Below are 16,399 nucleotides of genomic sequence, written 5' to 3' on the forward strand. Positions count from 1 at the left end.
TCCCTCGCCGGCGCGACCGAGATCTCGACTCACCGAACTGGCGGTTGCTCGGTTTCGAAGCGATCGATGAGGCCGCGGGCTGCTTCCCGCGCAGCATGCGCCCAGGACGGCCCGGGTTCGGCGTAGGCACTGGCCATAGCGCCGTCGTACAGGGTCGTCAGCTGGAGGATCAGCATTTCGTCCGAGCTTGTGACACCGAGTGGCCGCAGAAGTTCTGCGAACAGATCCCGCACCCATCCGCGATGCCCCAGATTCACTTGATGCCCCGGCGCATCCGGTGCCGACTCCGCCTCGGCGTTGATGAATGGACAGCCTCGAAAATCGTCCGTCCCGAACCATTCGCCGAGTAGATCGAAGACCGACAGAGCCTTGTCGGTCGAGCTTCCCCCGCGCACTGCGAGCTGCTCGGCGACGTGCCGCTGCCAGCGGTCGCTGCGGCCCTGTAGGTATGCCGCGACCAGGTCGTCCTTGGTTCGGAAGTAGGTGTACATGGTGGTCTTCGAGACACCGGCCTCGTCGGCGATCAGATCGACCCCCGTTGCATGGATCCCGCGCTCGTAGAAGAGCCGATCGGCGGTCGCGAGGACGCGCTCGAGTCCCGGCCGGCGGCGAGTCTTGACGGTGGTCATAGCGCAAGCCTACCCGCCCTGAACAGATCTGTTCAGTTAGCGCTTGACAATATCTGAACCGACCTGTTCACTCAGCTATGCGAACAGACCTGTTCAGTTAGAGACGAAAGGCGCTCCATGACCACCCCGGCTTACTTCACCGAGTACGACAACTTCGCCATCACTCGCGACGAGGATGGCGTGCTGCTCGTGCGCCTCCACACAGGCGGCGAGGCACTGACCTTCACCGGCCGAACCCACGAAGACTTTCCGGCGCTGCTCGAGCAGATCGCGCTGGACGGCGACAACAGGGCGATGGTGCTGACCGGCACCGGCGACCACTTCGTGAAAGACATCGACGGCCCGAGCCTCGGGGAGATCTTCAAACCGGCCGCTTGGGAGAAGACCCGCGTCGAGGGTGCGAAGGTTCTCCAGCGCCTGGTCGAGCTTCCACTGCCGGTGATCGGTGTCGCCAATGGCCCGGCGACCATCCACTCCGAGTACCTGCTGCTGACCGATATCCACATCGCTTCCGAACAGGCCACCTACGGCGACTCGCCCCACCCGGCCTTCGGCATCACCGGCGGCGATGGCGTGCAGGTGGTGTGGGAGGAGATCGTCGGGACCGCTCGCGCCAAGTGGCTGCTGTGGACCGGCGAGTCGATCGACGCGAAGACCGCACTGCAGTGGGGCGTCGTCAGTGAGGTGCTGGCCCACGACAAGGCGCTCACACGGGGCCTCGAGATTGCGCGCGGCCTTGCCGCCAAGCCGGCACTCTATCGAACCCTGCAGAAGCAGACCCTGAACCGGAACCTCCGCAAGCGAATCGTGCAGGACGTGCCGTTCGGTATGGCACTCGAGGGCCTCACCGCCGCCGACATGCCGTACCAGGTCTGACGTATCAGGCCTACCCGAGTTCTGCACCCGCCATCACCGACCGAGGAGAACAATGCCCCAATTCGACCACACGACGCGCCCCTCACGAGACTGGCTACACGCCCTCCAGACCGCCTCGAACGATCTACGACACCTGGTCGACGGGCTGAGGACGGAAGATCTTTCGCTGGCGTCTCGTGATGGGGACTGGACTGTCGCGCAGGTTCTCTCGCATCTCGGCAGTGCCGCCGAGATCTGCACCGACCTGGTACGCCGCGGGCTGGCCGGTGACCACCGCGGCCCGCAACGAGACGAACTCACCCCGATCTGGGACCGCTGGAACGACCTGTGCCCTGCCGAGCAACGGCTGCAGTGGCAGCGAGCGGACGCCGCCCACCTCGAACTGCTCGCAGGCATCACCGTCGAACAGGAGAAATCGCTACGGGTCCCCTACTTCGCCGGCCCGATGGACCTGACCACGTACCTGGGCTACCGGCTCTCGGAGCACGCTCTGCACGGTTGGGATGTCGCGGTGACATTCGACCCGTCGGCGACGGTCGGCCAACTCGACCTCGTGTGGCAGCGGATCGACATGATTGCCTCTCGCTTTCACGACGGTGCCGTCCGGCAACGACTCGCCGCGCGGCAGATCCTCCTGTTGCACAGCGACCACCGCGATCTCCTGGTTGTCGACGACGAGGTCCACATCGAAACCGGAACGGATCGCAGTGCACCGAGCACTGTCACCGCCACGTCCGACGTCACGACCCGGCTCGTCTACGGCCGCCTCCGTCCCGAGGACGACATGGATATCAGCGGCCCGACGGCCCGCGACGATCTGGTACAGCTGTTCCCCGGATTCTGAACGCACCGGGGATTCGTTGTACAACAGTCTCATCGAGATGGCTCCCGTCGATGTCGTCCCCTCTCACTACGATTCGATCCGGTCGACGATGACCGGCGGAACGAGCACGAACTTTCCGACGTGGTTCTTCTCCAGGAAGCGCTGCTGCGCTACAGCGATCTGCTCGAGGGGAAACGATTCGGCCAGCAACGGACGAATCTCACCGGCCTCGATGTACGACACGAGGTTCGGAAATACATCCTCGTCCCACGCCGTGCACCCGAGGAGCGTCAGATCGTTCAGGTACATCGTGCGTAGGTCCAGCTCGACGACGGGTCCTGCGATCGCGCCGGAGGAGACGTAGGTTCCCCCGCGAACGAGGAGGTCGAGCAGAGGGCCGAAACCGTCGCCTGCGACGTTGTCGATCACCACATCGACGCTGTGCTTGCCGAGGGCGGTCGCCAGGTCCTCATCGCGCCCGTGGACCTCGTCCACGCCGAGTTCGCGGAGCTGGTCGTGTTTGGCGCGGCTCGCGACGCCGATCACGCGCGCGCCGCGCCGAACGGCGAGTTGCACTGCGGCAGAACCTACTCCACCCGACGCGCCGGTGATCAGCACCGTCGACTCCGGGCGGACTCCCGCGCGAGCGATCATGTTCTCCGCCGTGCCGTACGCACACGGGATCGTCGCCAGCTCCGCGTCGGTCCACCCGCAATCGACCACGAAAACCTCGCTCGCCGGAACGACGACGAACTGGGCGAACGCACCGTCCATGTCCGAACCCAACCAACGCGTCTCGCCCGACGAAAATCCGTCGACGCGCATGCACGATCGAACCAGGACCCGGCGACCGACGATGGACTCGTCGATACCGGGACTCGCCCACACCACCCCGCAGCAGTCCGCGCCCTGGATCAACGGAAACGGCGTCGCGTCGTTCCATCCGCCGTCGGGGTACCAGCCCACGCGTGTGTTGATCTCGGTGTTGTTCATCCCCGCCGCCAACACGCGAACGAGCACCTCACCCGGACCCGGCACGGGTCTCGGCACCTCGGACACGACGAGCTTGTCGTATCCCCCGGTGCCGGTGGTGACGATGGCTGTCATCAGGTCACCGCGGGCGCTGTCGGTATGCATGAACTGATCTTGCAGGACCGACGGGGCGAAGGGACGATCCGGCGCTGAATCGAACAACCACAAAGGCCCCCGACACGCTGATACGTGTCAGGGGCCTGCTGGTGGAGCCGCCTAAGAGAATCGAACTCTTGACCTTTTCATTACGAGTGAAATGCTCTACCGACTGAGCTAAGGCGGCGTGCCTTTCGGCGTTGGTGAGTCTAACGGAGCATCACGTCGAAACGAAAATCGCCTCCTCGTGCGATCAGCCTGCAAGGCCGAGTCCTTCCGCCGGCCCGCTCAGGATCGACTTGACGTGCCTGGTCACGTCGTCGGCGAGCACTTCGGTCTCGCCGGCCTCGACGGCGTCGAGCACCTGGCGCACCACGTCGCGTGGGTCGTTCTTCGGGACGTCGAGATCGGCGATCATGTCGGTGTCGGTGTATCCGAGATGCACCCCGACGACGAGGGTTCCCTGCGGTGCGAGCTCGAGCCTCAGTGAGTTGGTGGCCGACCAGATCGCCGCTTTGGATGCACCGTAGGCACCCGCGCCGCCGAGCCAGGACAGCACCGAGTGGATGTCGACGAGCGCGCCGCCTCCGTTGGCCTTCAGGATCGGGGCGAATTCCTGCGCGATTCGCAGGGCACCGAAGACGTTGGTCTCGAACACCGCGCGAATGTCGTCGATCGACGTCGTCAGCAGCGGAGTAGTACCCGGCGCACCGGCATTGTTGAAGACGATCGACACGTCGGACGCGATATCGCCAAGCGCTGCAACGGAATTGGTGTCGGCGACATCGAGGGCAACCGGCACCACCCGAGGATCGGTGTCCTCTCGCGGATTTCTGGCTGTCGCGTAGACCTTCGCGGCCCCACGCTCGAGCAACGCGTCGACCGTCGCCTTGCCCAGACCGCGCTGACCGCCGGTCACCAACACTGTTGCTCCTAGAATCGCCACCATGGCGGTCACCCTTCGAGACAGAGGTCAAATGCTTTTGATTCTGTCATTCATAGTTGACCGACACGACATAGTCAAATACAGTTCAGTTATGTCACTGTCTCCGACGGAGCGCTTCCGACTCGCGCCGGCACCCGACGGCTTGCAGGTGGTTCAGGATCTGCTCAACACGCGGGCCATCGATGCCTACGACCTGCCCGACCTCATCGCAGACGGCAGGTCAGCATCCGCTACCTGGGGGACGTCTTTGTCGGACACAGACGCAGCCGCTCTACGGATACTGAGATCCGATGTGGAAGCGGCCATTGCAGGCGATATGGCTGCGCAGCCGGCAGTGCGAGTCGAGCTCGTTCCGGGTACCGACGGCACCGTCCGGCTCTCCCCCACCGGCACCGGGTCCGACCGGATCGCGTCGCAGATCTGGTCGGAAGTGCTTCTCGCCCAACAGGCGGACACGTGGCGTCGACTCAAGCGTTGCAAGAACGAGGCGTGCGGATCCGCCTTCTACGACCGCTCCCGCAACAACAGTGGCGTCTGGCACGACGTGAAGACCTGCGGCAACATTGCCAATCTTCGGGCCTCGCGGGCCCGCAAGAAGACGCAGGACTAGCGCAGTACGTCGCCCAGAGTTGCGACCATCGCATAGATCGCGAACTTCGGTTTCGCGTTGACCGCCAACGACTCTCGGCATTCGAGGATCGCTTCGATGCTCTTCAACAACGCCTCGGGTGGGACGGCTTTTGCCATGCGTTCGACCTGCTCGGCCATGTCGGGGTGCGTCGCGGTCGCGGTCGATCCGTACGAGCGAGCGAGCGCATCTCGATACAGGCCCACCAGATCCATCAGCGCGCGATCGAGTGAATCGCGACCGGTTCGGGTGGCACGCGACTTCTGCCGCTTCTCCAGATCCTTGAGCACCCCGGCCGAGCCGCGCAGCGCACCCGCCGCACCCTTACCGGTACCGCCCGCACCCAGAGCCGTCCGCAGCTCCTCGGTTTCGGCCTCGTCGCGCGAGGCACTCATCTCCTTGGCCTCGTCCTCGGCGGCCTTCACCAACTCCTCGGCCGCGAGGTAGGCCTGATTGGGCCGAGCCGCAGCCGACGCCAGAGCCAGCGCACGTTTGCGACGCGCCCGCGCGTCCTCGTCGGTGGCGAGTCGACGCGCTCTGCCCACGTGGCCGCCGCTGATCGATGCGGCCCACTCCGCCGTCTCGGCGTCGAGCTTGTCGCGCGTCTGCAGCACCTGCGCGATCGACGGCACCGTGGGCGTGACCAGCGAGACGTGCCGGCAGCGCGAGCGCAGGGTCACCGAGATGTCCTGCGGATCGACCGACGGCGCACACAGCAGGAACACCGTCCGCGCCGGCGGCTCCTCGACCACCTTCAGCAACACGTTTCCGGCACCTTCGGTGAGTCGGTCGGCGTCCTCCACGACGACCACCTGCCACAATCCGGTGCTGGGTCGACGCGAGGCGATGGAGACGATGTCTCGCATCTCCTTGGTGCTGATGCTCAAGCCCTCGGGCACGACGCGTCGCACATCGCCGTGGGTTCCGGCCATCGTCGTCGAACAGGCCTGGCAGTGCCCGCACCCCGGAACGCCCTCGGTGGTGCACTGCAATGCCGCGGCGAAGCACAGGGCGGCGATGGAACGACCGGACCCGGGCGGGCCGGTGAACAGCCAGGAATGCGTCATCGCCGACGAGTCGACACCGGTGCGAGCCGCCACCGCTGCCGCCGTCAGATCGGCCTCGACATCTTCCTGACCGACCAATCGATCGAACACACCCGCCATGCACGCAACCCTAGTGGTTGGGGCCGACAACCCGAACCCGCGAGCTATTCGCTGTCGGTCTTCTTGGCCGGAGCCTTCTTGACCGGTGCCTTCTTCGCGGCAGTGGTCTTGGTGGCCGTCTTCTTCGCAGCAGCTTTCTTGGCCGGAGCCTTCTTCGCAGCGGCCTTCTTCGCCGGTGCCTTCTTGGCAGCCGCCTTCTTCGCCGGTGCCTTCTTCTTCACCGGTCCGCGAGCACGCCTGTCCGCCAACAACTCCGACGCGCGATCGTCGGTGATCGACTCCACGTCGTCGTCCTTGCGCAGGCTGGCGTTTGTCTCACCGTCGGTGACGTACGGCCCGAAGCGACCGTCCTTGATCACCATCGGCTTCTCACTGATTGGGTCGACGCCCATCTCGCGTAGCGGCGGCTTGGCTTCACCCTGACGACCGCGACGCTTGGGCTCGGCGTAGATCTTGAGCGCCTCTTCCAGCGTGACGGTGAACATCTGATCCTCGTCGGCGAGCGAGCGAGAGTCGGTGCCCTTCTTCAGATACGGGCCGTAGCGACCGTTCTGCGCGAGGATCTCTTCCTTGGACTCCGGATCGACTCCGACGACACGCGGCAGCGACAGCAGCTTGAGTGCATCGTCGAGCGTGATGGTCGCCAGATCCATGGACTTGAGCAGAGAACCGGTGCGCGGCTTGGGGCCGGTCGCCTTCTTCGCAGCCGCCTTCTTGGCCGGTGCTTTCTTGGCCGCGGCCTTCTTCACCGCGGTCTTGACCCCGCCGCCGCCATCACTGTCGTTGCCGGACGGCACCGGGACGATGTCGGGCTCGGGGGGCGTCGGTTCGGGCTCCGGCTCGGGCAGGATCTCGGTGACGTAGGGCCCGAAACGACCTTCCTTGGCGACGATGTCGTGACCGGTCAGCGGATCGACACCGAGCTTGCGGCCCTCTTGCGGTGTGGCGAACAGCTTTTCGGCGAAGTCGATCGTCAACTCGTCCGGCGGAAGATCGTCGGGCAGGTTGGCGCGCTGGCTGATCGGATCGCCGTCGGGATCGTCGTCGTTGCGCACCATGCGCTCGAGGTACGGGCCGTAACGGCCTACGCGCACATGGATTTCGCGACCCTCGGAGTCGTCGAACAAGCGAATGGAGTTGATGGTGCGCGCATCGATCTCTTCGAGATTCTGGCCCACCATCTTCTTCAGACCACCGGAGCGGGCCACCGAACCCTCGGCACCGGTGTCGCCGCCGAAGTAGAAGCTCTGCAGCCAATTGCCGCGTCGCTCACGGCCTCCCGCGATGGCGTCGAGGTCGTCCTCCATCCCTGCGGTGAAGTCGAAGTCCACCAGACGCCCGAAGTGCGCCTCAAGCAAGGCAACCACCGAGAACGCCACCCACGACGGCACCAGTGCACTGCCGCGCTTGTAGACGTACCCGCGGTCGAGGATGGTCTTGATGATCGACGAATACGTCGACGGCCGACCGATGCCCAGTTCCTCGAGCGTCTTGATGAGCGACGCCTCGGTGAATCGCGCGGGCGGGTTGGTGGTGTGGCCGTCGGGATCGAGCTGGGTGGCGGTGACGGCCTGGCCCTGAACCAGGGCAGGCAAACGGGATTCGGCGTCGTCGGACTGTCCGCCTGCCTGATCGTCGACGCTCTCCACGTAGGCCTTGAGGAAGCCGGCGAACGTGATGGTGCGACCGGATGCGGAGAACGTGCACTCCTCGCCGGTTCCGGCCGTTCCGGTGATGCGCAGTGTCAGCGTGGTGCCGCGAACATCGGCCATCTGCGACGCGACCGTGCGCTGCCAGATCAACTCGTAGAGTCGGAATTCGTCGGTCTGCAGGGCCGAGTGCAACTGACCGGGCGTCTGGAAGACGTCACCGGACGGGCGGATGGCCTCGTGGGCCTCCTGCGCGTTCTTGACCTTGCGGGTGTACTGCCGCGGCGAGGGATGGACGTACTCCGGCCCGTAGAGCTCGGTCGCCTGTGTGCGTGCCGCGGAGATCGCCGACGCCGACAGCGTCGTCGAGTCGGTACGCATGTAGGTGATGTAGCCGTTCTCGTACAGCCGCTGCGCGACCCGCATGGTGCGCTCGGAGCTGAAGCGCAACTTGCGGGCGGCTTCCTGCTGCAGCGTCGACGTCATGAACGGCGGGTAGGGCTTGCGGGTGTAAGGCTTGTCCTCGGCGGACGCGACCGTCAGATCGACGCCCTCGAGAGCCTCGGCGAGGCGTCGGGCACGGGGTTCGTCGAGGACGGTCACTGCGTCGGACTTGAGCTTGCCGTCGGCCCCGAAGTCGCGACCGGCGGCGACGCGATTGCCGTCGACATTGACCAGACGGGCACCGAAACTGCGCGGCGTTGCCTCGGCTCCGGCGTCGAGCGTGGCGGAGATGTCCCAGTACTCGGCGCTGCGGAAAGCCATTCGCTCGCGCTCACGCTGGACGACGATGCGGGTGGCGACGGACTGCACTCGGCCTGCCGAGAGCTTCGGCATGACCTTCTTCCACAGCACCGGGCTGACCTCGTAGCCGTAGAGACGGTCGAGGATACGACGCGTCTCCTGGGCGTCGACCAGGTCTTGGTCCAGGTCGCGGGTATCGGCCGCGGCGGCGAGGATGGCCGGCTTTGTGATCTCGTGGAACACCATGCGTCGAACGGGGATCTTGGGGTTCAGGGTCTCGAGGAGATGCCAGGCGATGGCCTCACCCTCGCGGTCGGGGTCAGTGGCGAGATAGAGCTCGTCGGCCTCCTTGAGCAGGCTCTTGAGCTCGGCGACCTTGCCCTTCTTCTCCGGCGAGACGACGTAGAGGGCCTCGAAGTCGTGGTCGACGTCCACGCCGAGACGCGCCCAGGGCTCACCCTTGTACTTCGCGGGAACGTCCGCGGCACCGCGGGGAAGGTCGCGAATATGGCCGACGGAGGCCTCGACGACGTAGTTGCTCCCGAGGTACGGGGCGATCTTCTTTGCCTTGGTCGGAGACTCGACGATGACCAGACGACGTGGCTCGGCGGAGCTGTCCCCCGTGCCGTTGTTACGTGCTGCCACCTTGCTGCCGAACCTTCCCTAGTGCGTTTTCACAGGCAGATTTGCCTGTCCCACTACTAACAGACTGACATACGTCGGCCAAATACTCGCAGATCAGTCACAGATCGTTCTACTCGGCGTGGGGCCAATTGGTACGTGCGTCCACGTTCTGTGGAGCCTCGCCGACGTTCTCGGTCAGTCGCAACAGCCGACGTCGACCGGTGATTCGGAGGCCAGGATTGGATCCGCGCGTGCCGATGAGCGTCGGCGCGATACCCGCGCGCATCAGTGACTGAGCCAGGACGGCGTGCGTCTCCGGGGCATGGGGATCGAGGCCGAGCACGTAGCGCTCCCCCTCGGCCTCGGGACGACCCGATGCGAGCACCCAGGCGCGCAGTTCACGGGAACCCGGTACCCAACCGGGCGGGACGGCCTTGACAGCGCCCTTGGTCCACAGAGACGCCAATGCAGACAGTTCGGGCACCGACGCGGTACGCACCAGCGGTCTGTCCTCTTCCGACCGACCGAGCTCCGGCGTCAGACCGCATTGCTCGATGAGTTCGGCGATGGCATCCGCGCGCCACTGCGCGTCGACCACGACGGAGATACGGGCCGATCCCGAGGAGGTGACGACATGCCCGGTGGCAGCCAGCAGCCCGCTGAGATCGGTCACCGCGGGCGGTAACGACTCGGCAGAGAAGAAGGACAGCTGGTTCACAGCATGGACATTAGGACATCGGCGTCCGCGCTCACGGCTTTCGACGCTCCCCGGTGGTTCGCCCGAACGAAACATCCCCCTTTCCCATCGCCTGTAGTAGGCCGATGGGAAAGGGGGATGAGTATCTCGACTCCGAAGAGAAGAGAATCAGACTGCGCGAACGCCCGTGGCCTGAGGACCCTTGGTGCCCTGTCCGACCTCGAACTCGACGCGCTGGTTCTCCTCGAGGGTGCGGAAGCCGCTGCCCTGGATCTCGGAGTAGTGAACGAAAACGTCAGCGGAGCCGTCTTCTGGTGCGATGAATCCAAAGCCCTTTTCGGCGTTGAACCACTTCACAGTTCCCTGTGCCATGCTTTTCCTTCTCTTTCTAACACCGGATTCGATGGAGCGCACTTTCGATCCATCGGGCCGGTTCCGACCGCTGCACTTGTACGAATCCCCCTCAGGATTCCCCCTGATGGACGAGCTCTCCCAGTACCGCGCCCGCAACATAAGATCCTGCGAAGCGTAGAACGAACACAGAAGCTGCGACCGCGTCAAGTGAACCATGAACTCCGCGTTCGCAACAGTCGAAAACCGACCCTTTTCGAACAAATTGCCCGCGTCGGGGGAGCACACACCGCCGGACGGGCGAAATACCACTCTCACCAGGGCTCGAGCGGCCCGTTTCGCGTCCGCGATAGCATGAGGACCCCAGGTCGCATCGAGCTCGAACGGGTGGCCAGTAGATCGAACGAATGCATGGAGACCGGCAGTGAGCGACAAGCATCCGCTGGGCGGTGCGGATGTAGAGACTTACGGGCAGCGGTTGCTGGATCGGGTGCTGGCGGGCTCGCCCGCGAACAAGAGCCCGCTGACCCACGTCGCGGAGCTGCCGGCACGGGCCTCGCAGTTCGCCTCCTGGCCGTCGTGGGTCGGCCCGGAAGTGGTGCAGGTGATCACCTCTCGTGGGATCACACAACCGTGGACGCATCAGGCACGTGCGGCGACTCTCGCGGCCGAAGGCAGTCACGTGGTGCTCTCGACCAGCACGGCGTCGGGCAAATCGCTGGCATATCAACTCCCGATTCTGACGACGCTGTCCGCCGATGCCCGGGCGACCGCGCTGTACCTGGCTCCCACCAAGGCCCTCGGTGCCGACCAGCTACGCACCACTATCTCGATCACCGACGAGTTACGTTCGTGCTCAGACGAACTCGCCGAAGTGTTCCCCAGCGCGTACGACGGTGACACGCCGATCGAGATTCGCCAGTGGGCACGCGCCAATGCGCGGTGGATCTTCACCAATCCCGACATGTTGCATCTCGGCATCCTCGGCTCGCACGAGCGATGGTCGCGGTTCCTGCGCAATCTGCGCTACGTGGTGGTGGACGAATGCCATTACTACCGAGGAGTTTTCGGATCCAACGTCGCTCTGGTGCTACGCCGGCTACGACGCCTGTGCGCACGGTACGGAGCATCGCCGGTATTCGTTCTGGCCAGTGCGACGACGTCCGAACCGGGGCGAGCAGCCAGTCGCCTCATCGGAGCGCCGTGCGCGGAGATCACCGAGGACGGATCCCCGCACGGAGCACGCACCGTCGCACTGTGGGAACCGCCGCTGCTCGAGGAGATCACCGGCGAGAACGGTGCGCCGGTTCGCAAGTCGGCCGGGGCCGAGGCGTCGCGCATCATGGCCGACCTGTTGGTGGAGGGCGCGCGAACCCTGGCATTCGTGCGGTCCAGACGCGGAGCCGAAGTGACCGCTCTGGGTACCCAGCGAATTCTTGCCGACGTCGATCCGCAGTTGGTACGACGCGTGGCCGCCTATCGCGCAGGGTATTTGGCCGAGGACCGGCGCAAGCTCGAATCCGATCTGTCCGACGGCACCCTGCTCGGCGTGGCCACCACCAATGCGCTCGAATTGGGCGTGGACATCGCCGGTTTGGACGCGGTGATCGTCGCCGGCTTTCCCGGCACCGTCGCGTCGTTCTGGCAGCAGGGCGGCCGGGCAGGACGACGCGGGGAAGGCTCGTTGCTGGTACTGGTGGCGCGTGACGATCCCCTCGACACGTATCTGGTGCATCACCCGGCGGCCCTGCTGGACAAGCCTGTCGAGGCCACCGTCACCGATCCCACCAACCCGTACATCCTGGCTCCGCAATTGCTCTGCGCTGCAGTCGAACTACCGATCACCCTCGTCGAGGCCGAGGAGCTGAACGCGGAATCGGTGCTCGAGGAACTCGAGCTGAAAGGCTACGTACGCAAGCGTCCGCACGGGTGGTTCATCACCCCCGAAGGACAGCAACTCTCGCCGCACGGCGCGGTCAACATTCGCGGCGGCACCGGGGTGCAGGTGGCCATCGTCGACGGCGAGTCGGGCCGCATGCTCGGCACAGTCGACGGGGGAAGAGCGCCCGCCACCGCCCACCCCGGTGCCGTCCACATCCACCAGGGCGAGTCCTTCGTCGTCGACGAACTCGATCTCGATGCCGGTCTCGCACTGGTGCACGCCGAGCAGCCCGAATGGAACACCTCGGCGCGCGAGATCACCGACATCTCGATCACCGCGGTGCACGAATCCGTCGACTACGGCGAGGTACGCGTCGCGCTGGTTCAGGTGAACGTCACACATCAAGTCGTCGGATATCTGCGACGCCTGCTCTCCGGCGAGGTACTCGATTCCATCGAACTCGACATGCCCGCACAGACTCTCGACACCCGAGCCGTCATGTACACCATCACTCCGGAGTTGCTCGAGCACAGCGGAGTTCCGTACGAACGATTCCCCGGATCACTGCACGCCGCAGAACACGCCGCGATCGGATTGCTGCCACTGGTGGCGACCTGCGATCGCTGGGACATCGGCGGAGTGTCGACGGCACTGCACCCCGACACCGGCCTGCCGACGGTGTTCGTCTACGACGGTTATGACGGCGGAGCAGGCTTCGCCGACCGCGGTCACGTGGCCATCGCCGACTGGCTCTCGGCTACCAAGGACGCCATTGTTTCGTGCGAATGCCAAACAGGCTGCCCGTCCTGTGTGCAATCACCCAAATGCGGAAACGGCAACGATCCACTGGACAAAGCCGGAGCTGTTCGAGTGTTGACGGCGGTGTTGTCGGCCATCACTCGGGAGGGGTGAGCCGGCCGCCCCAGTTCGGCCGCAAACGCGCGCGCATTCGCTGAACGCGAGCAAAATTGTCGCCGGATCGGGGCGGATCTGCGCGCACCTGGCAAAAGCGCGCGCGTTTGCGAACCTGCGGCGGGGCGCGCCCTGGCGAATCTCCAGCACACCGCCGACTCCACTGTGATCGTTCGCAAATATGCGCAACCCTGACGACCTGTCAGTTCTGAGTCTGTTCCAATGTCGATGACTCGACAAAGCCGGAGGACTTGTGGAGGTCCGACATGCCTGTGACCGATCACGTGACGGGCCGGTATGCAGCGGCTGTTCCGGCCATCGTGGAAAAGGTGGGTTGTCACTATCTCCCGCCGCAGGACTACGAGATCGGGCGTGAACAGATTCGAGAGTTCGCCCGGTCCGTCCAGGACGACCATCCATCGCATCACCTCGAACGTGCCGCAGCCATTCTCGGCTACGACTCGTTGATCGCCCCCGTCACGTTCGTCAGCGTCATCGGCACGCGGCTGTTGCCCGAACTGTTCGAGCACCTGCTGATCGGCTACTCCGTGAGCGACGTGCTGCACACCGATCAGCAGATCGTGCTCCGACGACCGTTGCAGGTGGGCGACCGGATCAACTCCGACCTGTGTTTGGAATCGTTTCGACAGTCCTCGGGCAGCGACGTGATGGTCACCAGCAACACCCTCACCGACGCGTCGGGAATCGAAGTGATCACCTGTCGAACCACATTCGTGGCCAGGACCGGTGGATACACCGAACCCGCGATGGCCACTTCGCTCCGCACTCTGATGCGGAGCTGACGGGGCACCACCCTGCGCGTCGCTGCCGGGACCTCGGGTGGTGTGGTGGGAGGAGATCCGCCCACAGAATCGAGACCATGACATGCCCATCACCCGGCAGATTCCCAAAGCTACCGACCTGCGCGAGGTCCTCTCGTTCAAGAAGCCCGATCTGAACCTGCGCCGCCGACGCCTGAGCGCGGCACTCACCATCGACGATCTCCGCACCATCGCCCGTCGACGCACCCCGCGCGCGGCGTTCGACTACACCGACGGTGCCGCCGACGCCGAGATCTCACTCTCGCGAGCTCGTCAGGCCTTCCGCGACGTCGAATTCCATCCCTCGATCCTGCGGGACGTCTCCCACGTCGACACCTCGACGACAGTGTTCGGTGGGCCGTCCGCGCTCCCGTTCGGCATCGCGCCGACGGGATTCACCCGCCTGATGCAGACCGAGGGTGAGTACGCCGGGTCTGCCGCAGCCGGAGCGGCTGGAATTCCGTTCTGCCTCTCGACCCTGGGCACCACGTCGATCGAGGACGTCAAGGCCACCAACCCGAATGGGCGCAACTGGTTCCAGCTCTACGTCATGCGCGACCGCGACATCTCGTTCGGGCTGGTCGAACGCGCCGCGAAGGCAGGCTTCGACACACTGCTGTTCACGGTCGACACACCGGTTGCAGGAGCTCGCCTGCGCGACAAGCGCAACGGGTTCTCCATCCCGCCGCAGTTGACCGCGTCGACGATCGCCAACGCCATTCCGCGTCCATGGTGGTGGTGGGACTTCCTCACCACGGCCAAGCTCGAGTTCGCGTCACTGTCTTCCACTGGCGGCACGGTCGGCGAGCTGCTCAATTCGGCGATGGATCCGTCCATCTCGTTCGAGGATCTCGACGTCATCCGGGAGATCTGGCCCGGCAAGCTGGTCGTCAAAGGTGTTCAGTCGGTGGCCGATTCGGCCCGTCTCGCCGAACTGGGAGTCGACGGCATCATCCTGTCGAACCACGGAGGCCGACAACTCGATCGCGCTCCTGTCCCCTTCCACCTGCTGCCGCAGGTCGTGCGCGAAGTCGGCTCCGACTTCGAGGTCGCCGTCGACACGGGCATCATGCACGGTGCCGATATCGTCGCCTCCATCGCGATGGGGGCGTCGTTCACACTCGTCGGCCGGGCGTACCTGTACGGCCTGATGGCCGGAGGTCGCGCGGGCGTCGACCGCATGATCGAGATCCTGCGCGAGGACATCGTGCGCACCATGCAACTGCTGCAGGTCAATTCGATCGCCGAGCTCACCCCGGACCACGTCACTCAACTGACTCGATTGGCCCCACTGCAGCCCGGGGCCCGCACCGTTACTCCACACTGACCGCTGAAGTCGGACCGTCGGGGCCCCGGTTCGCGGCCGGGTTGGAGGTCCCGGTTCGACGCAAACGCGCGCGCATTCGCTGAACGCGCGCGGAATAGCCGGCTCGAACGGGGCGATTCCGCTCGCACCTGACAAACGCGCGCGCATTTGCGAACCGAGGCGGGCGCGCCTGACAAACGCGCGCGCGTTTGCGAACCAGGGCGGATCCAGACGGGTCCCCGGCGGACGTCCGGTCACCCCGGACCCGCCCGCGCCGAGGCGATGGCGTCGGACATTCCGAAGCGACCCAGAAACACCGGCTGGCCCACCGTGACGATCACGTCCCACTCGTTGATCGTGCACTCCCGCAACTGGGTACCCATGCGCACCGCCAACCCCCGCGCCGTCTCGCACGCATCGGCCACCCCACGATCGAGAGCCCCCGCACCAGCCAGCGCCGCGAGATCGGCCGCCGACTGCGCCTGATGACGAGCACCCACCGCCGAGCCCACATGAATCACCATCACAACGACGGCGATCAACGCCGACATCGCCAGCGCCGCCAACACCGTCGCCCCGCCCTCGTCGTCTTGTAGCGCCCTCCCGAAAGCGGGCCTCATTCCGCTGCAACCGGTTCCGCAGCAGCAACCGCCTCAGCCGACAATGTCAACCCCGGCAGCGGACTCTCCACCTCCACCCGCGCGACGAAGAACTCACCGTCCTCGGTCACCGTCACCCGAGCACCGTCGGGCCCGACCCGTTGCCCCACCGAGACAGCCTGCGCACCATCACCTCTGGCCGCCAACCGAGCAGCTTCTCTGGCGGCATCGACGCACCCGATGTGCATCGTCACCGACACGATCGCCCCGATACACACCACGATCACCGCGACGATGGACGCGATCGCGAACGCCGCCTCCACCGTCACGGCCCCGTCATCATCGCCCAAGATCAGACGGCAGTGTTCAACGCTCGATCGATGATCCCCGTCAACGCCGTCACGATGCTGTTGCCGGTCACCACCGTGTACAACACCGCCCCGAACGCCGCGGCCGCGATGGTGCCGATGGCGTATTCCGCGGTCGACATGCCGTCGTCCTCCACGCCGAACAGCATGATTCGAGTCTTCAACTCCTGCAGTACATTCTCGATCATCTCGATTCCCCTCCCTGTTCTCCGATGCAGCATCTCCGCATCGGACACTCGAGTACGCGGCG

The 16,399-nt window shown here is 65.2% G+C and carries 16 protein-coding genes and 1 tRNA gene; 6 read left to right on the forward strand and 11 right to left on the reverse strand.

Annotation, left to right across the window (positions count from 1 at the left end):
* Positions 1 to 29: 29 nt before the first annotated feature.
* The gene (locus CH276_RS01330; protein WP_094628707.1) at positions 30 to 629 is read right to left on the reverse strand and encodes a TetR/AcrR family transcriptional regulator; all 600 of its coding nucleotides are present in this window, start codon (positions 627 to 629) and stop codon (positions 30 to 32) included.
* A 117-nt stretch (positions 630 to 746) separates the two neighbouring features.
* On the opposite strand from CH276_RS01330, the gene CH276_RS01335 reads away from it, so the two are divergent.
* Complete coding sequence (locus CH276_RS01335; RefSeq protein ID WP_032395235.1) at positions 747 to 1,505, forward strand: enoyl-CoA hydratase/isomerase family protein; 759 nt, start codon at positions 747 to 749, stop codon at positions 1,503 to 1,505.
* A gap of 52 nt (positions 1,506 to 1,557) precedes the next feature.
* Complete coding sequence (locus CH276_RS01340) at positions 1,558 to 2,349, forward strand: maleylpyruvate isomerase N-terminal domain-containing protein (RefSeq protein WP_094628709.1); 792 nt, start codon at positions 1,558 to 1,560, stop codon at positions 2,347 to 2,349.
* Between the two features lie 66 nt (positions 2,350 to 2,415).
* Here CH276_RS01340 and CH276_RS01345 read toward each other — a convergent pair whose 3' ends face one another.
* From CH276_RS01345 to CH276_RS01355, 3 genes are all read right to left on the reverse strand, one after another.
* Entirely contained in the window at positions 2,416 to 3,465 is a 1,050-nt protein-coding gene (locus CH276_RS01345; RefSeq protein ID WP_217901350.1) for a zinc-binding dehydrogenase, read from the reverse strand.
* A 102-nt stretch (positions 3,466 to 3,567) separates the two neighbouring features.
* Positions 3,568 to 3,643, reverse strand: a tRNA-Thr gene (locus tag CH276_RS01350).
* A gap of 66 nt (positions 3,644 to 3,709) precedes the next feature.
* Positions 3,710 to 4,405 (reverse strand): SDR family oxidoreductase, encoded by a 696-nt coding sequence (locus CH276_RS01355; protein WP_094628753.1) that lies wholly within the window; start codon positions 4,403 to 4,405, stop codon positions 3,710 to 3,712.
* A gap of 88 nt (positions 4,406 to 4,493) precedes the next feature.
* Between CH276_RS01355 and CH276_RS01360 the strand changes: the two genes are divergently transcribed.
* A complete protein-coding gene (locus tag CH276_RS01360) occupies positions 4,494 to 5,012 on the forward strand; it encodes a CGNR zinc finger domain-containing protein (RefSeq protein WP_094628711.1) in 519 nt (172 codons plus the stop codon).
* On the opposite strand, the gene CH276_RS01365 is transcribed toward CH276_RS01360, so the two are convergent.
* From CH276_RS01365 to CH276_RS01380, 4 genes are all read right to left on the reverse strand, one after another.
* A complete protein-coding gene (locus CH276_RS01365) occupies positions 5,009 to 6,196 on the reverse strand; it encodes a DNA polymerase III subunit delta' (protein WP_094628713.1) in 1,188 nt (395 codons plus the stop codon). The genes CH276_RS01360 and CH276_RS01365 overlap by 4 nt on opposite strands.
* 44 nt (positions 6,197 to 6,240) lie before the next feature.
* Positions 6,241 to 9,234: a type I DNA topoisomerase gene (topA, locus tag CH276_RS01370; protein WP_094628715.1), complete on the reverse strand. Its 2,994-nt coding sequence runs from the start codon at positions 9,232 to 9,234 to the stop codon at positions 6,241 to 6,243.
* Positions 9,235 to 9,343: 109 nt separating this feature from the next.
* Complete coding sequence (locus CH276_RS01375; protein ID WP_032395242.1) at positions 9,344 to 9,931, reverse strand: hypothetical protein; 588 nt, start codon at positions 9,929 to 9,931, stop codon at positions 9,344 to 9,346.
* Positions 9,932 to 10,078: 147 nt separating this feature from the next.
* A complete protein-coding gene (locus CH276_RS01380) occupies positions 10,079 to 10,282 on the reverse strand; it encodes a cold-shock protein (RefSeq protein ID WP_005248460.1) in 204 nt (67 codons plus the stop codon).
* 403 nt (positions 10,283 to 10,685) lie between these two features.
* Between CH276_RS01380 and CH276_RS01385 the strand changes: the two genes are divergently transcribed.
* The 3 genes from CH276_RS01385 to CH276_RS01395 all read left to right on the forward strand — a co-directional run bounded on the left by CH276_RS01385 (position 10,686) and on the right by CH276_RS01395 (position 15,203).
* Positions 10,686 to 13,055, forward strand: coding sequence for a DEAD/DEAH box helicase (locus tag CH276_RS01385; RefSeq protein WP_176459065.1), 2,370 nt, complete (start codon positions 10,686 to 10,688; stop codon positions 13,053 to 13,055).
* Positions 13,056 to 13,321: 266 nt separating this feature from the next.
* A complete protein-coding gene (locus CH276_RS01390; RefSeq protein ID WP_094628717.1) occupies positions 13,322 to 13,858 on the forward strand; it encodes an FAS1-like dehydratase domain-containing protein in 537 nt (178 codons plus the stop codon).
* Between the two features lie 82 nt (positions 13,859 to 13,940).
* The gene (locus CH276_RS01395; RefSeq protein WP_094628719.1) at positions 13,941 to 15,203 is read left to right on the forward strand and encodes an alpha-hydroxy acid oxidase; all 1,263 of its coding nucleotides are present in this window, start codon (positions 13,941 to 13,943) and stop codon (positions 15,201 to 15,203) included.
* A gap of 233 nt (positions 15,204 to 15,436) precedes the next feature.
* Here CH276_RS01395 and CH276_RS01400 read toward each other — a convergent pair whose 3' ends face one another.
* The 3 genes from CH276_RS01400 to CH276_RS01410 are packed head-to-tail and all read right to left on the reverse strand — an operon-like array spanning position 15,437 to position 16,337.
* Positions 15,437 to 15,802: an Rv3654c family TadE-like protein gene (locus CH276_RS01400; protein WP_094628721.1), complete on the reverse strand. Its 366-nt coding sequence runs from the start codon at positions 15,800 to 15,802 to the stop codon at positions 15,437 to 15,439.
* Positions 15,799 to 16,131, reverse strand: a complete 333-nt coding sequence (locus CH276_RS01405; protein ID WP_230596755.1) for a TadE family type IV pilus minor pilin — start codon at positions 16,129 to 16,131, stop codon at positions 15,799 to 15,801. The genes CH276_RS01400 and CH276_RS01405 overlap by 4 nt, the downstream gene beginning before the upstream one ends.
* 2 nt (positions 16,132 to 16,133) lie before the next feature.
* Positions 16,134 to 16,337, reverse strand: a complete 204-nt coding sequence (locus CH276_RS01410; RefSeq protein ID WP_176459066.1) for a DUF4244 domain-containing protein — start codon at positions 16,335 to 16,337, stop codon at positions 16,134 to 16,136.
* Positions 16,338 to 16,399: the final 62 nt, after the last annotated feature.

It is taken from the genome of Rhodococcus sp. 06-470-2 (genome assembly GCF_002258235.1).
GTDB lineage: Bacteria > Actinomycetota > Actinomycetes > Mycobacteriales > Mycobacteriaceae > Rhodococcoides.